The organism is Stieleria marina, assembly GCA_007741555.1.
GTDB lineage: Bacteria > Planctomycetota > Planctomycetia > Pirellulales > Pirellulaceae > K23-9.
In genome coordinates this window covers 1,931,763-1,950,195 of sequence record CP036526.1, presented here as the reverse complement: position 1 = coordinate 1,950,195, position 18,433 = coordinate 1,931,763, and the positions used below count along the sequence as shown (strand labels likewise).

The following is an 18,433-nucleotide window of genomic DNA, read 5'->3' as shown; positions in this document are numbered from 1 at the left end:
CTGGCGACTATCCAACACTACGAATTACGGCGACCGATTTCCGTCAGTTCATCCATTTCACTGCCACTCTGTGAAAGCATCTCATCGGTACTTTCCGGGTCAATGTTGCGGCAGGTTTCAGTCAGTTTTTCGGCTATGTCGTCGAGCGGATCTTCCCAGGTTTCCACGGTCGTTTCGGCCGGCGGCACATTGGCCATTTCATCCAACAGCAAGATCATTCGCAGGCAATGACGAAACAGGATGCCTTCGTCCTTTTGCAGTTTTTTTGTGGTGACGTACTTATTAAAATCGCCGCCGTATTGGAGCAAGTCTCCGACGATCCAAACCGGGCGCACATCAACATTGTGAACTCTCGGAAATTCGCTGCGGAATAGTCGCAAGATTTTTTCGCCGATCGTAAGCGGCCACACTCGCGGTTCGTCAAACATTACGCGACCAAAACCACGATCGGTGACCTCTTCGTCTTCGGATTCGCTGACCGCGCCAAGCTCTTCGGCTGTCGCCAATCCTAACTGCAAAAGACGCGGATCCAAACGCGTGGTCGCCAACGTGCCCGGCGGCATTTCGTCAATTCGCGGCATGCGGGTAAATCTCGCGACGGTCCCGGGAACCAACAGCACGGACTCCAACGCAGCAATCCGCTCATCGGGATCAGCAATCGCTAACTGATCCGCCAAGTAGACGCCAAACAGCGGATTGATACTTCGCAGATGAACCAATCGTTCCAGGCGATCGGTAGGCGTCGCCGTCACTGGTTTGTAGCTATCGACTTCATAGCCACGGCTTTCGATCAGCTCTGGATCATCGTTGTCTTCGCTCTCGCCTGCGTCGGCAGGTTCATCACCCCGCATTTTATCCAAAAGTTCGCCAAACAAACCTGCCGTCGCCTGAGCCGCATCAGCTTTCTGCTTGTCGCCCTTCTTGGGCGGTCCTTTCTTTGGTGCGGCAGCCTTGGGTTTCGGATCCAGTTCGACATACCCGGCTGACCACAACGTAATCAGCATGCGATTCAGATCCCGCTGCGCTTCTTCAATTCGCTGCGGCGTCAGCAAACGTCTGCCCACCATGTCGCGGATCGGCTGGACCGCAGGATCTTTGCCAAACAAATAGGCCAGCAACCGCCAAGGCAGTCGGCCTCGGCTAGAGAGATTCGCCGATTCGGCTTCGTACAGTTGCACAAACTGTTGCTGCGTCCAATACGATTCGCCACTTCGCCGCTTGGGCATCTTCTTTTTCAGCTGTTTCTTTGCCTTCAGCAGCCCCGGATCTTTCGTGTCTTCGGGAATCGAATCGTATTTTTCACGCCAACGATTGATCTTCACATCGTCTTCGTGTGCTAGCGCAAAGACGTATCCTCGATCGTCAAATTGTGGTCGGCCGGCGCGGCCAAAGATCTGTTGCGCCGAAGCTGTTTCGACCAATTTCTTTTTATCACGCGGCCCCTTCAACAGGTTCGGCAGCACAACGCTCCTAGCAGGTAGATTGATACCGGCGGCCAGTGTTTCGGTGCAAACACAAACGCTCAATAATTTGCGTTGAAATAACTCTTCGACCATTCGTCGATAGCGAGGCAAAACGCCGGCATGGTGCACCCCCACGCCTCGCATCAGGATTTGCTTCAATTTTGGCCCCGCCCCACGCGACATGTCGGCCGCGTTCAAGTAATCGGCCAATTCGCCTTGGCGTTCTTTGTCGATCAGTTTTTTTCCCTTCAACAGTTCAGCGTTCGTCCAACACTGCGAACGGCTGAAGCAAAACATCAGGGAAGGGGTGCGACGTTGTTCGTCATCGCCTGCGGCAATCTTCTCTGCAAAATCACCCAGGATTTCATCGTCAATCCATTCATATTGCAGCGGCACTTTGCGTTCCGTGCCCGATACCAATTGGAGTCGCCGGTTGTGGGCTCGCGAAAGCCAGGATGTAAATTCCAGAGCATTGCCCACGGTCGCACTCAATAGCATGGTTCGCACATGCGGCGGCAACAGAGCCAACGTCAACTCCCACACGATGCCGCGTTCGGGATCATTGAACGAGTGAAATTCATCCATCACGACGGAGGATACTTCGGCAAAATCAAACGCTTCGGGATTCAACAAACGGTTCAGCAAGATCTCTGCCACGACAACCAACACCGGTGCATTGGCGTTGACCGTTCGGTTCCCGGTGACCAACCCCACTTGATCCTCTGCAAACCCCCACCGCACAGCCGATTCACGAAGCTCGTCCAGTTTTTGGTCCGTCAGTGCAATCAGCGGCGTCGTGTAATACATCCGCTTACCGGTCCGCAGCGCTTCGTAGACGGCGGCTTCAGCAATCAGCGTTTTGCCGGTTCCGGTCGGGGCGCAAACCAAGACGCCTTGGTCACCGGTAAAATAGGCCAGCAGCGATTCTTCCTGCACCGGGTACGGTTCAAACGGCAACAAGTCAAAGTACTCGCTTGCCAATGCGTCCCGATCAGGCGTATCGTTTTGTTCGCTCATAGTGCTATCGTTGTAGCAGTCCGCCGCGACAGGTCCAACCTACCGCGGTTACGCCGGCAGGGACAAACCATGCCGCTTTGTCGTTTCGCCCAGTCATATCCCCCGGTCATTTGACATGCCCACTTCCGATTCCCAAGTCAGCCGAGACGCCGTTTCGATTTGGAATGCATCAGTTGACGCCGTCCGGGCGCGACCACTGGTCAGCAGCGTCGTGCACGTCGACGGCCAACACTTGATCATTGGCAAGCAACGCTGGGATCTGTCCCAGTTCAAGCGAATCGTGGTCGTCGGTGCCGGCAAAGCCGCCACCGCGATGGCCAGCGGACTAACCGATGCACTCGCTGGCTGCCTGCCGACGATTGGCTGGATCAATGTGCCTGAAGGAACCGAAACGCCAATGAATTCGATCACGGTCCATCCCGCTCGGCCTGCCGGTGTGAATGAACCGACCCAAGCCGGCGTGACAGGGACCCAAGCGATTTTGGATTTAGTGCAAACCGCCGATCAAACCGACTTGTGTATCGCGTTGATTTCCGGCGGCGGCAGCGCGCTGCTGCCGGCTCCCGCGAACGGAATTTCGTTAGCCGACAAACAGTCCGTAACGCGATTTCTGAGCGGTGCGGGTGCCAACATTGGCGAACTCAATACTGTTCGCAAACACCTGAGCCGTATCAAGGGAGGCGGACTGCTAAGAGCCTGCCGCGCAGGCGAATTGATCACACTGGTGTTGTCCGATGTGCTGGGCGATCCGCTTGACTTGATCGCGTCGGGCCCGACCGTCCCTGATACGTCAACGGCACAAGACGCCATCAACGTCTTGGACCGGTACGACAAAGCCCATTCTTTGCCAGCGAACATTCGTCGGGTTTTAGAAACAGCCACCACCACATCATCGCCACAGTCGACCTACGCCACCACTCTGGTAATCGGCAACAACCAAGTCGCCGTCGGTGCCGCAGGCGAACTCGCGGTCGAATTGGGATATGAAACCCAAACCAGTTCAGCAGACCAATGCGAAGGCGAAGCGGAGTCTTTGGGTCAAGATTTGGCCGAAGAAGTCTTGAAGCTGCTGGACCGAGAGGACTTCACCCAACCGATCTGCCAAGTCTCTGGCGGCGAGCCGACCGTAATTTTGGCCGACAGCAGCATTCGCGGAAAAGGAGGACGCAATCAACAACTGGTTTTGGCCGCGTACTTGCATTTGCAAAAACAAGATCTAACACCGGAACAGTGGAACCGCATCGCAATCCTTTCGGGCGGAACCGATGGCGAAGACGGTCCCACGGACGCCGCGGGTGCCTTCATCAATGCAGCCGTCCACCAACAAATCGTCCAGCAGCGACTCGATGGGCAAGATTTCCTGCGCCGCAATGATGCGTACCACTTCTTTCAATCCGTCGGCGGACTACTGACCACCGGACCGACCGGAACCAACGTGTGTGATGTACGAGTGCTGATCGTGCTGCCCGCGTAAGCGACCACGAAAGTACTGAATGCCTAGCACTCCCACGGCTAACCCAACGGCGATGGAAGTGTTGAGCGATACGATGGGCGTTTCGATTAACCCGGGTGACAGTTCTCGAGTGTCGGTCCAATCGCCCGTTAAATTCCAGGCCCCCGAATCGATCGGTACGGAAACATTGGCGACGGCATCACCGAACTGCGTCTGCATTCCGGCAAAATCGAATGCCCGATACATTCCGATGCCAGCAGCCCATGGCCGAGGCACCTCGTCGCTCTCTGCATCCAACTCGATACCCGAACTAGCCGACAGACCGGCGTTGGGTTCGATTCGAATCATTTCGCTGATCGAGTTGAGCCAGGCATTGTTCGATGAAGAGGTCACTCGGTCGTAGATTTCGCCACCGACGGACCTAGCAGCGCCCCCAGGCTGTGCGGAATCCGCTTGGCTCAACTGCTCGATCAAATCGTCCAAATCCGCCAAACCAAATTCCGTGGCTTCGGATTGGTCCAACCAAGAATCGATTCCCGATTGGCGTATCGCTTCATCAATTCTCCTTAAAAACCCCGATCCTCGGTTCGTTTGCGACGCGGCATCTAGACTGTCGCCGCCCAGCCCCTCGGTAGTGAGAGCCCCCGTCTCAAACGAGAACTTCCCCCAATCGCTTTGGGTCAGGGATACCAAGACCACTTCGTTCGTGGCGCTGATTCGACTCAATGCAGATGCCGTTTCACTCGACGTGTCAATGGAGAGATCAGACGCGACCGCCTGCCGCTCCGGACTCTCAGTCGAAAGTCGCCCCTCAGTAGAGAGTGGTCCGTCACTGGGCGGTTGCCCATCGCGTTGTACTTCGTCCCGTTCCGAGTTCGGCGCGACGAATTCTCCCTGCGGCGATGACTGCAAAGTGCTACCTGTCAAACCGCCCGAACCCAAGGAAAGTATTTCATTACTGTTCGGACCGGACGACGAAACCACGATGGCATTGTTCGTTGGAGCAAGGCCGCTAACGCCAAACGTATTCTCCGAGCCGATCGATCTTGCTTGAGATACCGGAGTGAAAACGTACACAACCAATACGCTATTAGTTGGCTGGTGATTCTGCGAACGGGACGGATGGCTTAGCGGTTGCCCGTGCGATGGACGCTCCTGGTGTAACGAAACGCCTTCACGAAAGACTCGGTCCGCACGTTGCGAATCGACCGCCGTATCGTTGGGCGAAAGACGACTTGCGTTCTCCAAACCGCGAAACTGCCGCGACTGCAATTGTTGGCTATCGGTTCGGCCCCTGGTTTGATCCACTTGCCGTGCTGCGGATTCAAACGCGCGATCATAATTCAACGGTTGGTCGCCCATCCAACCAAACGCGTCGGCACTCATCAGCGCGCGGCCTTCCAAACGTTCTAGTCGCAGTCGGCGTCGCGATTGAATTTGGTTTCTCATTGGGTTACCTCGCTGGCGTTTGAATGCGTCAGCCTGCGTCGCAAATCCGCAGGCATCAACCGGCCTGCTTCGGCCAAATCTTGCCGAAAGACCGCCATATCCCCCGGTGTTTGACTGGCGATGTCATGGTAAGCCTTCGTCGTGGCAGCCAATTCATGCCAACGCTCTAAACGCAGTTGGCACTTCAAAAGTTGGGAGTAGTGCTGCCCCAAGAAAACCCTTGCACTCGATAGCGTGGGTGAATCAACCAGTGCGGCGTTTTGCTGTTTGATCGCTTCCTTGAACAACCGTTCGGCATTCGCTAACTGCTCCAATGCCAATGCCGAAATCGCTTGGTTGTGCAGCATCGCTCCCAGCCGACTTTGATCCGCGGCGGATCGCTTGTCGCCGCCCAAAAATCCTCCCTGAAGCGACAACGCTTCGGTGATCAGATCGGCGGCTTCGGAGTGGCGTGACTGCTTTTGCCGCGTCATCGCTAAGTTATTCAGGCTGATCGCCAAGGCACGTCCGTGATCACTGGCCAACGGTGCGATCGCATGCAATTTGCGTTGCAGACCGATGGCACGCCGGTAGGCGATGTCGGCCTGGTCGACGTTTCCAATCGATGAATAGGCCGAAGCCAGATTGTTGTACAGCGCCGCAATCTCTTGCGAGACACGTAGTCGGTGACTTGATGTCAGCGCAAGTGATGCCTGAATGGCGATCGCTTGTTCAAGCAAACCGATCGCCAATTTTGGCTTTGTGTCCAACAGAACCGAACTGGCATTGGCAAGTGCTGCGGACTGCGTTCGAAGCGTCTTGTCGTCGACCAATTGACCATTCGCTTTGCATCGTTCCACAAGGGATTCGAGCTGGTCATTGGCGTCAGCAAACCACTGCCGAGCCGATTCGAGATCGCCTTGGTGACGAGCCAACAAACCGGTGTTGTTCTTAATCAAAGCCAACTGTGTCGCAAAATCGATATTGCCAGGTTGCTTGTCGACCAGTGACTGCTGAATCGCCCGAGCTTGAGCATAAGCCTTGGCTCCCTCGGCTGTCCGAGCAACGTCGACCAAAGCGAGACCAAGCGAATTGAGGTTTTCAGCAGACTGATGCAGGATTTCATCGTCAATCAAATCTGAATCGGCGTCGATGACCTGTGCGTACAGATCTACGCTGCGCTGAAAGTGCGGCACCGCTTGCTGAGACGAGTGCAGTTCGGTGGTAAGCACACCGATCCGGTGATAAGTCCGTGCCAGATCTCCCACGGCGCTCGGGTCGTGGGACGCTTGTGCAACAAACTGTTCGTAGTACTGCAGCGTATCGTGCAGCAGGTCTTGTCGAATCCGTTCGGCTCCGGGCACCGATGCAAGCCGAGTCGCGACGTCGGTCCCTAGGTGGTCGACGGTCGCGCGTGCCTGGTTGAAATACTGCTGCGCCTGCATGCCGCTGGTTTTTGCTTTTTGACTTTCGCTCAGGATCATCGCGCTGCCGACGATCAATCCAATGCACGCCGCCACAGTCGCCAAAACACTTGCGGTGACGACTCGCTTGTGCCGCGCAGCGTAGCGCCCCGTCAAACTGATCCACGATGGTGGTCTCGCGACGGTGGCGCGGCCGTCTAGTACGGCTCGCAAATCGACTGCAAACTGGTCCGCTGTGAAGTAGCGATCATCCTTGGAATTCGCCATCGCCTTTTGCAACACCACACTCAGATCCGTTGGCAGATCACTTCGAATGGAGGTTAGCTTCCGGGTTGATTCAGAAGCGATCTTGCTTAACAACGACGGTCCATTTTCACCTTCGACGGCTGGTTCCAACGTTAGCAGTTCGAACAGAGTGGCTGCCAACGAATAGATATCCGTGCGGTGATCAATCAGTTCGCTGTGACCGGTCGCCTGTTCGGGACTCATGTAGCGAATGGTGCCCAGCAAATCACCGCTATGCGTCAATGCCTGTTGAACACGATCCCGCTTTGCACCGGACTGTTGCGGATTGCCACTGTCTAAGCTGGCCCGATTCCCCAATGTTTGGTTCGTGTGAAAACGTGCGAGACCGAAATCAGTGACCCAGATTTTGTCACTGGCATCCAAAATCAAGTTCGATGGTTTGATATCGCGGTGAACGATTCCGTTTTCGTGAGCACAGTGCAATGCGTCGGCCGCGTGGATGGCCCATGTCACACAGCGACGCCAATCGACGCGGCTGTTTGATTCGCAGCGATCACGTTCCTGCTGAATCCAGGCATCAATCGGCGTGCCGTCGATCAACTGCATGGTGTAGTAGTGAATACCCTGGTCCGAACCAACACTGAACACCGACACGATGTGCGGATGCTGAAGCTGACCGGCGGCCCGCGATTCGTTCTTAAATCGCGACAACTGGCGTTCATCCAACATCGACGCCATCGGCAAAATCTTTAGCGCGACGCGGCGATTGATCGACTGTTGGTGTGCTTCGTAGACGATCCCCATGCCACCGCGGCCTAGTTCGCGGATGATCTTGAAATCATCGAGCTGAAAATCACGAAACGTTCGATCAGAACCTTCGGCACCGACGTTTTCGCAGGCTGCTGCTTCGATCGCGGCAGCACCACGCATCCCGGCGGCAAAGCCATACAGTTTTTTTATCGTGACCAAGTACGCTTGGATGGCGTCCGCCAAATCTGGATTCGCTTCGCAAATTTCGTCAACGTTTCGCGAAACACCGTTCTCTAACCCAGCCAAGTAATCGTCCAACAAGTAAGTCAAACGCTGCTGTTGCTGATCAGTCAGCTGCGCACTTGCGCGACTCAAGGCGTCATCCCTTGGCAGGGCATCGCATTGGGATCCCAAATTTGACAACTGTTCGCTAGTTTTCATCAGTTACCTCGCATTGCTTTCTGAACGACTCCAACGCCCGCAACCACAACATGCGAACGGCTCCGCTGCTGCGTTGCATCTGCAAACCGATCTCGTCAAACGACAACCCTTGCAACACTCGGAATACAATCACATCGCGGTACGGTGCCGACAAACATTCCAATTGATTGGCAAGCGAAACGGCGTCTTCACGGGCTTGCATCGGACCGCTGGGCGATTCGCAAGTCGCTGGCAAAATCGCGGCAAGGTTGCAAGCCGATTCTTCGACCCCCATCGAAAATTCGTCCAAGGAAAGCTCGCGACGCACATCTCGCTTTTCCGCGGCAAAATGCCGGGCAAACATTCGGTGCAGTGTGTGAATCAAAATCTGACGAAGCCAGCCAAGCAGTTCGCCCTGGCTGCCGCCGCGAAAATCGCCAAAGTCGCGATGCGCGGCCAACATCGCCTCTTGGACCACATCCGACGAATTCATCCGACCACGAAGACGCCGATCCATCTGCGACGATGCCAGGATGCTTAAGTAATTGACGTACCACTGAAGCAGTTTTCCAAGAGCATCAAGATCGCCCGACCGCGCACGCGAAAGTAAGTCGCAGAACAATTGCGAATTGTCGTGATAAAAGCGGTTCGAATTGTCAGGGACGCTGCCAGAGGAGCTGGTGACCATTTTGGCGGTCTTTAGGAGCGTTTTTTGATAAGGAGAAGAGGCTTTTAAGTTTAGTGCCGGAAAGGTCCGTTGTCGCAGCCGAACTGTTGATTCAGCTTGTGAAACTAATCACGAGCGCCGAACAATTCAGGCACTTCTATTTTAAACGTGCGGGCGCGAAATGAATCCACAGCGTCCTGCTGCTTTTCTGCGAAAACATGGCTGCGACAGGCTTTCCTTCGCAAAACCCGCCGTTTCTTGCAGTTCGACGCCGACTGTTAAAAACAAAAGAACAGCAATGAGGGTGGTACACAAAGCTGAAACGACGCAGTGATTTTCCGTCCGAATTGCCTACGAAAACGCGAACGTCCCGCCGACAACCGCGTCTTTGTTGTCGCCCGGTTGGAATGCGTGACCCCCGGTCCCGCCAAGACACTTTGTTTTTCAAACAGCACCGTTGCGACCGGCAGTTTTCATTGGCAGCAAATTCTGTTTGCTGCTCGACCGTTTTCTTTCACTTGCACCACAGGAGGTTGCGATGAGTCCTAAGCACAAGTTAATCACGACCGTGTGGTGTTCGATCACCATGGTCGCGACGATGGTCCTTTCGCATGGTCACTTGATCTTGCGTGAGGTGATGACGCACTGGCCCGAGCAAGAATCGTGGGAAGGTCGTTTCGAAACGGCCTTGTACACGCAAGGTGGCTTGGTCTTTGTAGCAAGCTTTGTTGTCGGCGGCGCTCTTTTGATCCGCAGCTACTTTACGCGAATGAGCGACGAGGAGTTGAAGCGAAAGGAGTTGGCTCAACGCGAAAAGCACGAGCGAGCAACCGCGACTCGGCACGAAGCCTTGATGGGAACGTTGGCGAATTCCGTCAACGCAAAGGCGTCAGTTGTCGGCAGCGATCAGCGTTCTGCGTCAAAAAAGTCGCACGCCTCTGGAGCCAGGCCAAGGTAAACTACGCGCGATTCTCAATCGGTTACCGATTGGCCCGACTCGCGCTTGCGATCCTTTCTCCCGAGGCAACGTTGGCGGAAGTCACGCTGATGTTTATCAGTTGGCTTTGCCAGCGTGGGCCACCCATCGAACCCTAACGGGATTGATTCAATCGGGCCAGCGGGAACACCACCCGCTGGCCCTTTTTTGTTGCCGTCTGCTTACTGCGTGCTGCCAGCAACGAACGGTATTCAGCAGCACCAAAGGGCAAGGTGACGCGTCCAACGGGCCGCTGCGTTGGGTGTGGTTTTGATACAATGCGTTTCGACTGACAACGTTTCCATTCTCCCAAGCCATCAGACTGTGCCCAACGATCACATCACATCGAACATCCGCGGCAATCGCATTCAATCGGGATTGCTCATCTTTGGAATGGCCTGCGTCGTTGCGCTGATCGGCTATGTATTGGGCGGACCGCTGGGATTTGGGTTAGCCATCGCGACTTGCTTGGCCATGGCGTTCCTTTCCCCTCGCGTGTCGCCGCAGTTGGTCTTGAAGATGTACAAGGCCCAGGAAATCCCTCGCTCATCGTCACCCGAGTTGATTGACCTATTCGCTCAGTTGGTCCAGCGAGCAGAATTGCCGGTTTCCCCCAAGCTGTACTACATTCCGTCGCGGACGTTGAATGCGTTTGCCGTCGGCAGCCAACGCGATAGTGCAGTCGCGATCACCGATGGCTTGCTACGGATTTTGAATCCCCGCGAAGTCGCCGGTGTGCTGGCTCACGAAGTCAGCCACATTCGCCACAAAGACATGCGAGTGCTGGGAATTGCGGATGGCGTTTCGCGAATCACCGGCGGGCTTTCGCAAATGGGACAACTGATGCTGTTCTTGGCGGTGCCCTCGGCGATGATGAATGGTGGCTACATGCTGTTGCTGGTTGCGATCCTTCTGATCAGTGCTCCGATGATCAACAACTTGATGCAGCTTGCTTTGTCACGGGCGCGCGAATTCAATGCCGACTTGGGCGCGGTCGCTCTCACTGGCGATGCGGGCGGCCTAGCGTCCGCGCTGACGAAACTTGAACGTGCGACATCCGGCGGAGGCTTTCCGTGGATTTTCGCGGGGCGCAAGACACAAACCACTCCGGCCATGCTGCGGACTCACCCGCCCACCGATGAACGTGTCCGCCGAATCATCGCAGCCGGCGAATCCTTTTTGGCCGACCAATCGGTTTTGCCGCAACTGCAGCACACTCCACGTCCGCGACAACGTTTGGCACCGCATGACCAGAACCGCGTTCGCAAGGGGCCTCGCTGGCATGTCGCAGGATTGTGGTACTGATCGGATTCGCACGAAGAGCATCGCAGGAAAGCTAAATTTTGCTGTCGCGGAGTACCGATTCCGCTAGAATGGAGGTCCCTCCTGACGGCCAACCCGCCGCCCCTGCCTCCCCTCCCTGAATTTGCAATCACCGTGCACTTTACACGCTTGATTTCCCGGTCGGTTTCATTGCGTCTAGCAGTTTCGTTGTGCCTGGCGGTCTCATTTTGCCTGGCAGTCTTCTGCCTGCCTGCCAGCGCCAACGAACAACAAGACCAGCAAATTGAGTTCTTTGAACGCAAGATTCGCCCGGTATTGGTTCAGCACTGCTACGAGTGCCACTCCGGCGATTCGGACGTCATCCAAGGCGGACTGCGACTGGATCACCCCGACGCAATGGTTCGCGGCGGCGACAATGGCGCCGCAGTGATGCCCGGCGAACCAGAAAAGAGTTTGCTGCTGGCGGCGATTCGTTACGAAGAAATGGAGATGCCACCGGACGGAAAACTGAGCGAAGCGGTCGCCCAAGATTTTGAAAAATGGATCGCACTAGGGGCCGCCGATCCGCGCGCCAACGATTCGCTTCCCCAGTCCAACCCTGCCAGCGACATCGACTGGGACCAAGCCAGAGCGTTTTGGTCGTTTCAAGAACCCATCAAGCACCAACCACCGTCGGCGAAAGCGACAGACTGGGCCGCGGGCAAAATCGATGCGTTCGTGCTCCATCGACTCGAATCCGCTGGCATCGCCCCCAACGCCGCCGCCGACCGCCAAACTCTGATTCGGCGCGTAACGTTTGATTTGACCGGATTGCCACCGACGCCCCGCGATGTTGAGCGTTTTTTGTCCGATGATTCGCCCACTTCGTATCAACGCCTAATCGAGCGTCTTTTGAGCGATCCACGTCGTGCCGAACGCTGGAGCCGCATGTGGCTGGATGTCGTGCGGTATGCCGAAGACCAAGCTCACATTGTCGGCGGCAACGATTCGCTAACGTATCCCAACGCGTACCGATACCGCGACTGGGTCATCAGCGCGCTGGCGGGCGACATGCCGTTTGATCAATTCATCAAACTGCAGCTGGCCGCGGACCTGATCGTTCCGGACGACCAAGACGCACACCTTGCTCTGGGGTTACTTGGCCTTGGCCCCAAGTACTATCGCCGCAACGACCCGACCGTGATGGCCGACGAATGGGAAGACCGCATTGATACGGTATCGCGAGGCCTGATCGGTTTGACCGTCGCCTGTGCACGCTGCCACGATCATAAATTCGATCCAATCCCCACGTCGGACTACTACGCCTTGGCAGGAGTCTTTGCCGGCACCGAGATGTTTAATCGCCCCATCAATGACACGGTCGAAAAACAAACCGGCAAGAAGAAAAAGGGCGAAGCCAAGAAACCGCAAGACGCCGTCCACATCGTCCGCGAAGGAAAGCCGACCGACATTGCGATTCAGATCCGTGGCGACGCAACGAACAAAGGCCCCTTGGTTGAACGGACCTTTTTGACCGTGCTAAGCAAACAACCCATCCCGCTCAGCAACGGGAGCGGCCGAGGCGATTTGGCAAACGCGATCGCGGATCGCAAAAACCCACTGACCGCGCGTGTGATCGTCAATCGCATTTGGATGCAATTGATGGGAGCCCCGTTGGTCGCAACGCCCAGCAATTTTGGAAAGTTTGGTTCCCGCCCGACTCATCCTCAACTGCTAGACGATCTTTCGGTACGGTTCATGGAAAACGATTGGTCCTTGAAATGGCTGCAACGCGAGATTGTCCTTTCGTCGACTTATCGCCAATCCAGTGACATCGATCCCGCCAAAGCCGCCATCGATCCTGAAAACACACTTCGCTGGCGGATGAATCGTCGACGGCTAAGCGCCGAAGGATACCGCGATGCATTGTTGGCCGTGGCCGGACGAATGGAAACTAGCATCGGTGGCGTTTCCATTGAGCCCGACACGAAAGATTCAAGGCGGCGGACGCTTTACAGCAAAATCAGTCGCCTGGGCCTGAATCCGCTTTTGGCACGTTTCGATTTCCCGGATCCCAATGCGCACAGTGCCAAACGGCACGAGACAACGACGCCGCTGCAAAAACTGTTTTTGCTGAACAGCCCCTTTTTGATTGCCCAATCCACGGCGTTGTCCGACCGCATCCCAATCACCAGCCAGTCGCACCAGTCGGCGATTCAAACCGCGTATCAAACTCTTTACGCCCGGCAGCCAACCCGCCAGGAGATCACGCTTGGCGAAAACTATCTCCTCGACGGTAGCCAGCAGGCGTGGCCACAGTACCTGCAAGCGTTATTGATCAGCAACGAAATGTTCATGATCGATTGAGCCGCCCCGCCGCCTTTTATTCCCACGATTTTCCATGACGCATGATCAACCACAACGACGCGACTTTTTTCGCACCGCCGGCGCGGGGTTCGGCACCGTAGGATTGCTCGGTGCGATGTCGGCTCAGCAATCGCTCGGGTCCGACGGCAAGACACCCGCAACAAATGGGCTGCATCATCCGGCTCGCGCCAAACGGGTCATCTTTTTGTTTATGAACGGAGCGCCGTCACACGTCGATACGTTCGACCCCAAACCAGCACTGGCCAAACACGAAGGCAAGGCACCCGACCAAGAACTTTTCAATGCCAATCGCGCGGCGGGATACATGCCGTCGCCTTTCAAATTTGCTGCACACGGCGAAAGCGGCATGGAGATGAGCGAATTGTTCCCGCGATTGTCTCAGCACGCCGATGATCTTTGCAACATTCGGTCGATGCATACCGACGTCCCCAATCATGAACCCGGACTACTATTGATGCAGTCCGGCAATCAGCAGCCCATCCGCCCCAGCATGGGTTCGTGGTTGTCGTATGGCCTGGGCAGTGAAAACGAAAACCTCCCTTCGTTTGTCGCGCTCGCACCGGGGCAGCCCGTCGTCGGTCCGCAGCTTTGGTCCAATGCGTTTCTGCCTGGCCAGCATCAAGGCGTCGAGGTCGACACCAATCATCGCGACATCGAAAAATTGATCGCAAACATTCGTCACCCCAGCATGAACCGCTCCACGCAGCGTCGACAACTGGATCTAATTCAGACGCTGAACAAAAAACACTTGGCCGACCGCCCCGGCGAAGCTGCTTTGGAGACGCACATCCGCGCGATGGAGATGGCTTTCAAAATGCAGTCCGAAGCCTCCGAGGCGTTTGATTTGAAAAACGAATCTCAGGCCACGCGCGAATCCTACGGCGACAGCGAATTTGGACGCAGTTGTCTACTGGCCCGTCGATTGCTGGAACGGGGCGTGCGAGTCGTCCAGTGTTTTTATGTCAAAAAAGGCAGCAAGCAACCTTGGGACACTCACAAGAACAACAACTCAGGGCACCAAACGCTCTGCGCCGACAGCGACCGGGCGACCGCAGCGCTGCTTACCGATCTGAAACAACGCGGAATGCTGGAGGACACACTGGTCATTTGGGGCGGCGAATTTGGACGCACACCGTACGCACAGATCGACAAATCAAAAGACCTCAAGAAAGCCGGCCGCGATCATCACAACACGGGCTTTTCCATGCTGCTTGCTGGCGGCGGCGTGCGAGGCGGCCTGACCTATGGGGCCACCGACGAATTCGGCATGCACGCGATCGACAAACGTGTTCATGTGCATGACCTGCACGCCACGGTTTTGCACCTGATGGGGATCGACCACAAACGCCTTACGTTCCGCTATTCTGGCCGCGACTACCGCCTGACCGACGTGCACGGCCGGGTCGTCAGTGACTTGTTCGCCTAACATCGCTGGCGACTACAATATCGCCTCTCCTGTCCTCTTGTCTTCTGAGTCAAACATGAATCCATTGCTACGTACTGGGCTGTGTGTCCTCCTACTGACGTCATCTGCGATTGCTGCCGATCGTCCCAACATTTTGTGGATCACCAGTGAAGACAATGGTCCGCAATTGGGGTGCTACGGCGACGAGTATGCGGACACGCCAAACTTGGATGCGTTGGCACAGAAATCACTGCGTTACAAAATGTGCTGGTCCAATGCGCCCGTCTGTGCCCCCGCACGAACAACGCTGATTTCCGGTATGCACGCAACCAGCTTGGGCGGCCATCACATGCGTAGCGGGGTCAAACTGCCAGCCGACTTGAAACTGTATCCCCAGGTATTAAAGGAAGCCGGCTACTACTGCACTAACAATTCCAAGACCGACTACAACTTTGCCAACGGCGACGTCGACTGGGACCAAAGCAGCAAGAAAGCTCATTGGCGTGACCGCCCCAGCAAGCAGACGCCTTTCTTTTCGATCTTCAATATCACGATCAGCCACGAAAGTAAGATTCGCAGCAAGCCGCATACGTTGATCCATGATCCCGCCAATGCTCGCGTTCCCGCTTATCAACCAGACGTTTACGAAGTCCGTCGCGACTGGGCCCAGTACTACGACAAAATGACGGAGATGGACGCGCAGGTGGGCAAAGTCCTAAAACAGTTGGATAAAGACGGGCTGGCTGATTCGACAATTGTGTTTTACTACGGCGATCACGGCAGCGGCATGCCGCGCAGCAAACGCTGGCCGTTTAATTCGGGGCTGCATGTGCCGTTCATCTTGCACGTCCCGGCGAAATTCAAAGATTTGGCGCCGGCCGACTATCAAAGCGGCGCGATGTCCAATCGCTTGACGTCGTTTGTGGACATGGGGCCAACCGCGATCAGCTTGGCTGGAGTCAAACCGCCAACGAACATGCAGGGAGTTCCGTTTGCAGGCAAGTTCAGTGGTAAAAGCAAATCGTACTTGTTCGGATACCGCGGCCGAATGGACGAACGCATCGACATGGTCCGGTCCTGCACCGACGGCCGCTATGTCTACATGAAACATTTCTACCCACACCGGCCTTACCTAAAGTACGTCGACTACATGTTCCAAACGACGACGACACGTCTTTGGAAAGAAATGTTCGATGCGGGCAAGTTAAACGACGCGCAAGCCAAAGTCTGGAAAACCAAACCGACCGAAGAGTTGTTCGACTTGGAAAGCGATCCGGACGAAACAATCAATCTGGCAACCAAACCAGAGCACGCCGAGCGAGTCGCAACCATGCGTCAGGCAGTCCGCGACTGGATGATCGACACTCGCGACATGGGCGTCTTTCCCGAAGCCGAAATGCACCGCCGCAGTGGCAGCCTGTCACCGCTTGAATATGCTCGTTCGGGTGAAGTGCCTTTCGAGCAAATCGTTGACGCAGCGATGGGAACGAACATTTCCCTGGATGACAGGGATAGCGTCGTTCGGTTCTGGTCTGTCAAAAATGCCCCGTCCGACATTCAACGGCTGCTCCATTCCTATGGACCGAATCATCCCCAGGTCAAAGCGATGGAAGCCGAAAAGGCGGCAAGGCTAAAATTGATGGCCGCGGACGAATCTCCCAGCGTCGCCATCGCTGCCTGCGACGAACTACTGCTAGCCAAACTGGAGCAGAAATTTGCCACGAACCGACTCATCGAACTTGCCAATGTCAACGACTACGGTCATTACGCTGCCATCGAGGCGCTCAATGTGCTGGACATGAACGCCGACTTGAACGATGCCGTTACGGCGGCGATCAAAACGCTTCCGCGCCAAGCCGCCAAGCCCCCTGTTCGACTTGGCAAATACGTTGGTCACCTTATCAATCACGCGACCAAAGCGCCCGCGAAATAGACCACCGATTGATCGCGAGTGACTTCGGCCAAGGGCTTGCCTGCGTTTCGTGGACGGTCCCTCCGGTCGACAAAAACGATCGAACTGGCGAAACTGGTTTCAGAACGCTGGTTTACCAGCGTGACGTACTAATGCTGGCCGCAGCCGCGGCAATTGTCCCGTTTTGCAGTGCGTTGCTAAAACGGTTGTGGACTACAAGAGAATACAAATGGAAATTTTGGGTGGACCACTTTATTCGGTCGCCGGCGCCGGCGAATCGCATGGGCCTGCTATCAGCGCGATCATATTTGGCTGCCCGGCGGGTTACTACCTGCGCCGCAGCGATGTGCAGCCATTCTTGGATCGGCGACGCCCCGGTGGCAACAAGCACGGCACGCCACGCAACGAAAAAGACAAAGTGATCTTCCTGTCAGGCATCTACCAGGACGACCACGACAAACTTTTGGGCGGCAGTCAGCTGTCGGTCAACGTCGACGGACAGTCCTTTCAGACCGAGGGTTACGAGGAAGGCTATACGACGGGCGAACCGATTGCCGCGATCGTTTTGTCGACCTCCAAAAAATCGGGAGACTACACGCAGTTCACAGGCGAACAAGGAGAAGTTCGACCGGGACACACGGACTTGGTCAAATTCCACAAGTCATCGGGGTTTGTCGATGTGCGCGGAGGCGGGCGATCAAGTTATCGGTCGACGATCGCGGATGTGATCGGTGGTTCGATCGCACGACTGTATTTGCAAGAGACGTTCGGCACGGTGCTGCTGTCGTCAATCTGCCAGGTCGGTTCGTTGACATCCAAGACGACGCTTTCGGATCATTTTCAAAACATCATCACCGATACAGGAAAATTATCGATCGACCAATCCGAGATCCAATCGGTGCAACAGAAAATGCAGTCGGCGGAAATCCACAGCCTCGACACCACGTTTGCCGACGAAGCTGCCCAGCTGATTAAGAGCACTCGCAAAGAGGGCGATTCGATCGGCGCGGCCGTCGAAATTGTGGCGTTGAACGTTCCGCCGCTGTTGGGCGAACCGCTTTATCAAAGTCTAAAAGCGCGAATCATGGGGATGCTTGGTGGGCTCAACGCCGTGCAGTCTTGTGAAGTAGGATCGGGGCTGGACGTGATCGCACGAACAGGCAGCGAAAACAACGATCCCATTCGATCAAGCGGCTACGTCAGCAACACGCATGGCGGATTGATCGGCGGCATCACGACCGGCATGCCGCTGGTCTTCCGCGTTGGATTTAAACCCACCTCGACGATCAATAAACCACAAAAATCAATCCGCAAGAATTTGAAAGAGATCGATTTCGAGCTCGAAAAGGGTCGTCACGATCCGTGCGTTGGTGTACGTGCCGGCGTGACCTTAGAATCAAGAGTCGCAATTGAAGTTCTGAACGCAGCTTTGGTCCAGCGGTCGCACAGCCTAAGCGACGGGCTCAAGAAGATCTTTTAGTCCTTTACCTTCAGTCCAAACTCTGGGCAACTTGCCCGTTGCCCCGGCGGCCGTCGAAAACGTCTGCTGCCAAACGCGTTAATCGCCGAGCCGATCCTTTACAATTTCCTCTGTCATCCAGCCCTGGGCAAAATCGGCTCC

The 18,433-nt window shown here is 55.7% G+C and carries 11 protein-coding genes; 7 read left to right on the top strand and 4 right to left on the bottom strand.

All coding sequences use genetic code 11. The features are described 5' to 3' along the window. Nucleotides 1-17: 17 nt before the first annotated feature. On the bottom strand, nt 18-2,480 hold the full coding sequence (locus tag K239x_RS06870) for a DEAD/DEAH box helicase (protein ID WP_145417042.1): 2,463 nt from the start codon (nt 2,478-2,480) through the stop codon (nt 18-20). Nucleotides 2,481-2,595: 115 nt separating this feature from the next. Between K239x_RS06870 and K239x_RS06865 the strand changes: the two genes are divergently transcribed. Next, nucleotides 2,596-3,954, top strand: a complete 1,359-nt coding sequence (locus tag K239x_RS06865; RefSeq protein ID WP_145417041.1) for a glycerate kinase type-2 family protein — start codon at nt 2,596-2,598, stop codon at nt 3,952-3,954. On the opposite strand, the gene K239x_RS06860 is transcribed toward K239x_RS06865, so the two are convergent. From K239x_RS06860 to K239x_RS06850, 3 genes are read right to left on the bottom strand one after another with little or no spacing between them, the layout of a single operon-like run. Further along, nucleotides 3,886-5,382 (bottom strand): hypothetical protein, encoded by a 1,497-nt coding sequence (locus K239x_RS06860; protein ID WP_145417040.1) that lies wholly within the window; start codon nt 5,380-5,382, stop codon nt 3,886-3,888. The genes K239x_RS06865 and K239x_RS06860 overlap by 69 nt on opposite strands. After that, nucleotides 5,379-8,222, bottom strand: coding sequence for a serine/threonine-protein kinase (locus K239x_RS06855; protein ID WP_145417039.1), 2,844 nt, complete (start codon nt 8,220-8,222; stop codon nt 5,379-5,381). The genes K239x_RS06860 and K239x_RS06855 overlap by 4 nt, the downstream gene beginning before the upstream one ends. Beyond that, complete coding sequence (locus K239x_RS06850; protein ID WP_145417038.1) at nt 8,212-8,889, bottom strand: sigma-70 family RNA polymerase sigma factor; 678 nt, start codon at nt 8,887-8,889, stop codon at nt 8,212-8,214. Before K239x_RS06850 ends, K239x_RS06855 begins: the two co-directional genes overlap by 11 nt. Nucleotides 8,890-9,406: 517 nt before the next feature. Between K239x_RS06850 and K239x_RS06845 the strand changes: the two genes are divergently transcribed. From K239x_RS06845 to aroC, 6 genes are all read left to right on the top strand, one after another. Further along, entirely contained in the window at nt 9,407-9,826 is a 420-nt protein-coding gene (locus K239x_RS06845) for a hypothetical protein (protein WP_145417037.1), read from the top strand. A gap of 342 nt (nt 9,827-10,168) precedes the next feature. Further along, on the top strand, nt 10,169-11,149 hold the full coding sequence (locus tag K239x_RS06840) for a zinc metalloprotease HtpX (protein ID WP_145417036.1): 981 nt from the start codon (nt 10,169-10,171) through the stop codon (nt 11,147-11,149). Between the two features lie 132 nt (nt 11,150-11,281). Next, nucleotides 11,282-13,474 carry a PSD1 and planctomycete cytochrome C domain-containing protein gene (locus tag K239x_RS06835; protein WP_145417035.1) on the top strand — a complete coding sequence of 731 codons (2,193 nt, stop codon included), beginning with the start codon at nt 11,282-11,284 and terminating at the stop codon, nt 13,472-13,474. 34 nt (nt 13,475-13,508) lie between these two features. After that, nucleotides 13,509-14,921, top strand: coding sequence for a DUF1501 domain-containing protein (locus tag K239x_RS06830; RefSeq protein WP_145417034.1), 1,413 nt, complete (start codon nt 13,509-13,511; stop codon nt 14,919-14,921). 55 nt (nt 14,922-14,976) lie between these two features. Next, nucleotides 14,977-16,833: a sulfatase family protein gene (locus K239x_RS06825; protein ID WP_145417033.1), complete on the top strand. Its 1,857-nt coding sequence runs from the start codon at nt 14,977-14,979 to the stop codon at nt 16,831-16,833. A 208-nt stretch (nt 16,834-17,041) separates the two neighbouring features. Then, nucleotides 17,042-18,292, top strand: coding sequence for a chorismate synthase (gene aroC, locus K239x_RS06820; RefSeq protein WP_145417032.1), 1,251 nt, complete (start codon nt 17,042-17,044; stop codon nt 18,290-18,292). Nucleotides 18,293-18,433: the final 141 nt, after the last annotated feature.

Bases quoted from the DNA above. Each gene is read 5' to 3' on its own strand.
- K239x_RS06870 (WP_145417042.1), bottom strand. From the start codon at position 2,480: ATGAGCGAACAAAACGATACGCCTGATCGGGACGCATTGGCAAGCGAG.
- K239x_RS06865 (WP_145417041.1), top strand. From the start codon at position 2,596: ATGCCCACTTCCGATTCCCAAGTCAGCCGAGACGCCGTTTCGATTTGG.
- K239x_RS06860 (WP_145417040.1), bottom strand. From the start codon at position 5,382: ATGAGAAACCAAATTCAATCGCGACGCCGACTGCGACTAGAACGTTTG.
- K239x_RS06855 (WP_145417039.1), bottom strand. From the start codon at position 8,222: ATGAAAACTAGCGAACAGTTGTCAAATTTGGGATCCCAATGCGATGCC.
- K239x_RS06850 (WP_145417038.1), bottom strand. From the start codon at position 8,889: ATGGTCACCAGCTCCTCTGGCAGCGTCCCTGACAATTCGAACCGCTTT.
- K239x_RS06845 (WP_145417037.1), top strand. From the start codon at position 9,407: ATGAGTCCTAAGCACAAGTTAATCACGACCGTGTGGTGTTCGATCACC.
- K239x_RS06830 (WP_145417034.1), top strand. From the start codon at position 13,509: ATGACGCATGATCAACCACAACGACGCGACTTTTTTCGCACCGCCGGC.
- K239x_RS06825 (WP_145417033.1), top strand. From the start codon at position 14,977: ATGAATCCATTGCTACGTACTGGGCTGTGTGTCCTCCTACTGACGTCA.
- aroC (WP_145417032.1), top strand. From the start codon at position 17,042: ATGGAAATTTTGGGTGGACCACTTTATTCGGTCGCCGGCGCCGGCGAA.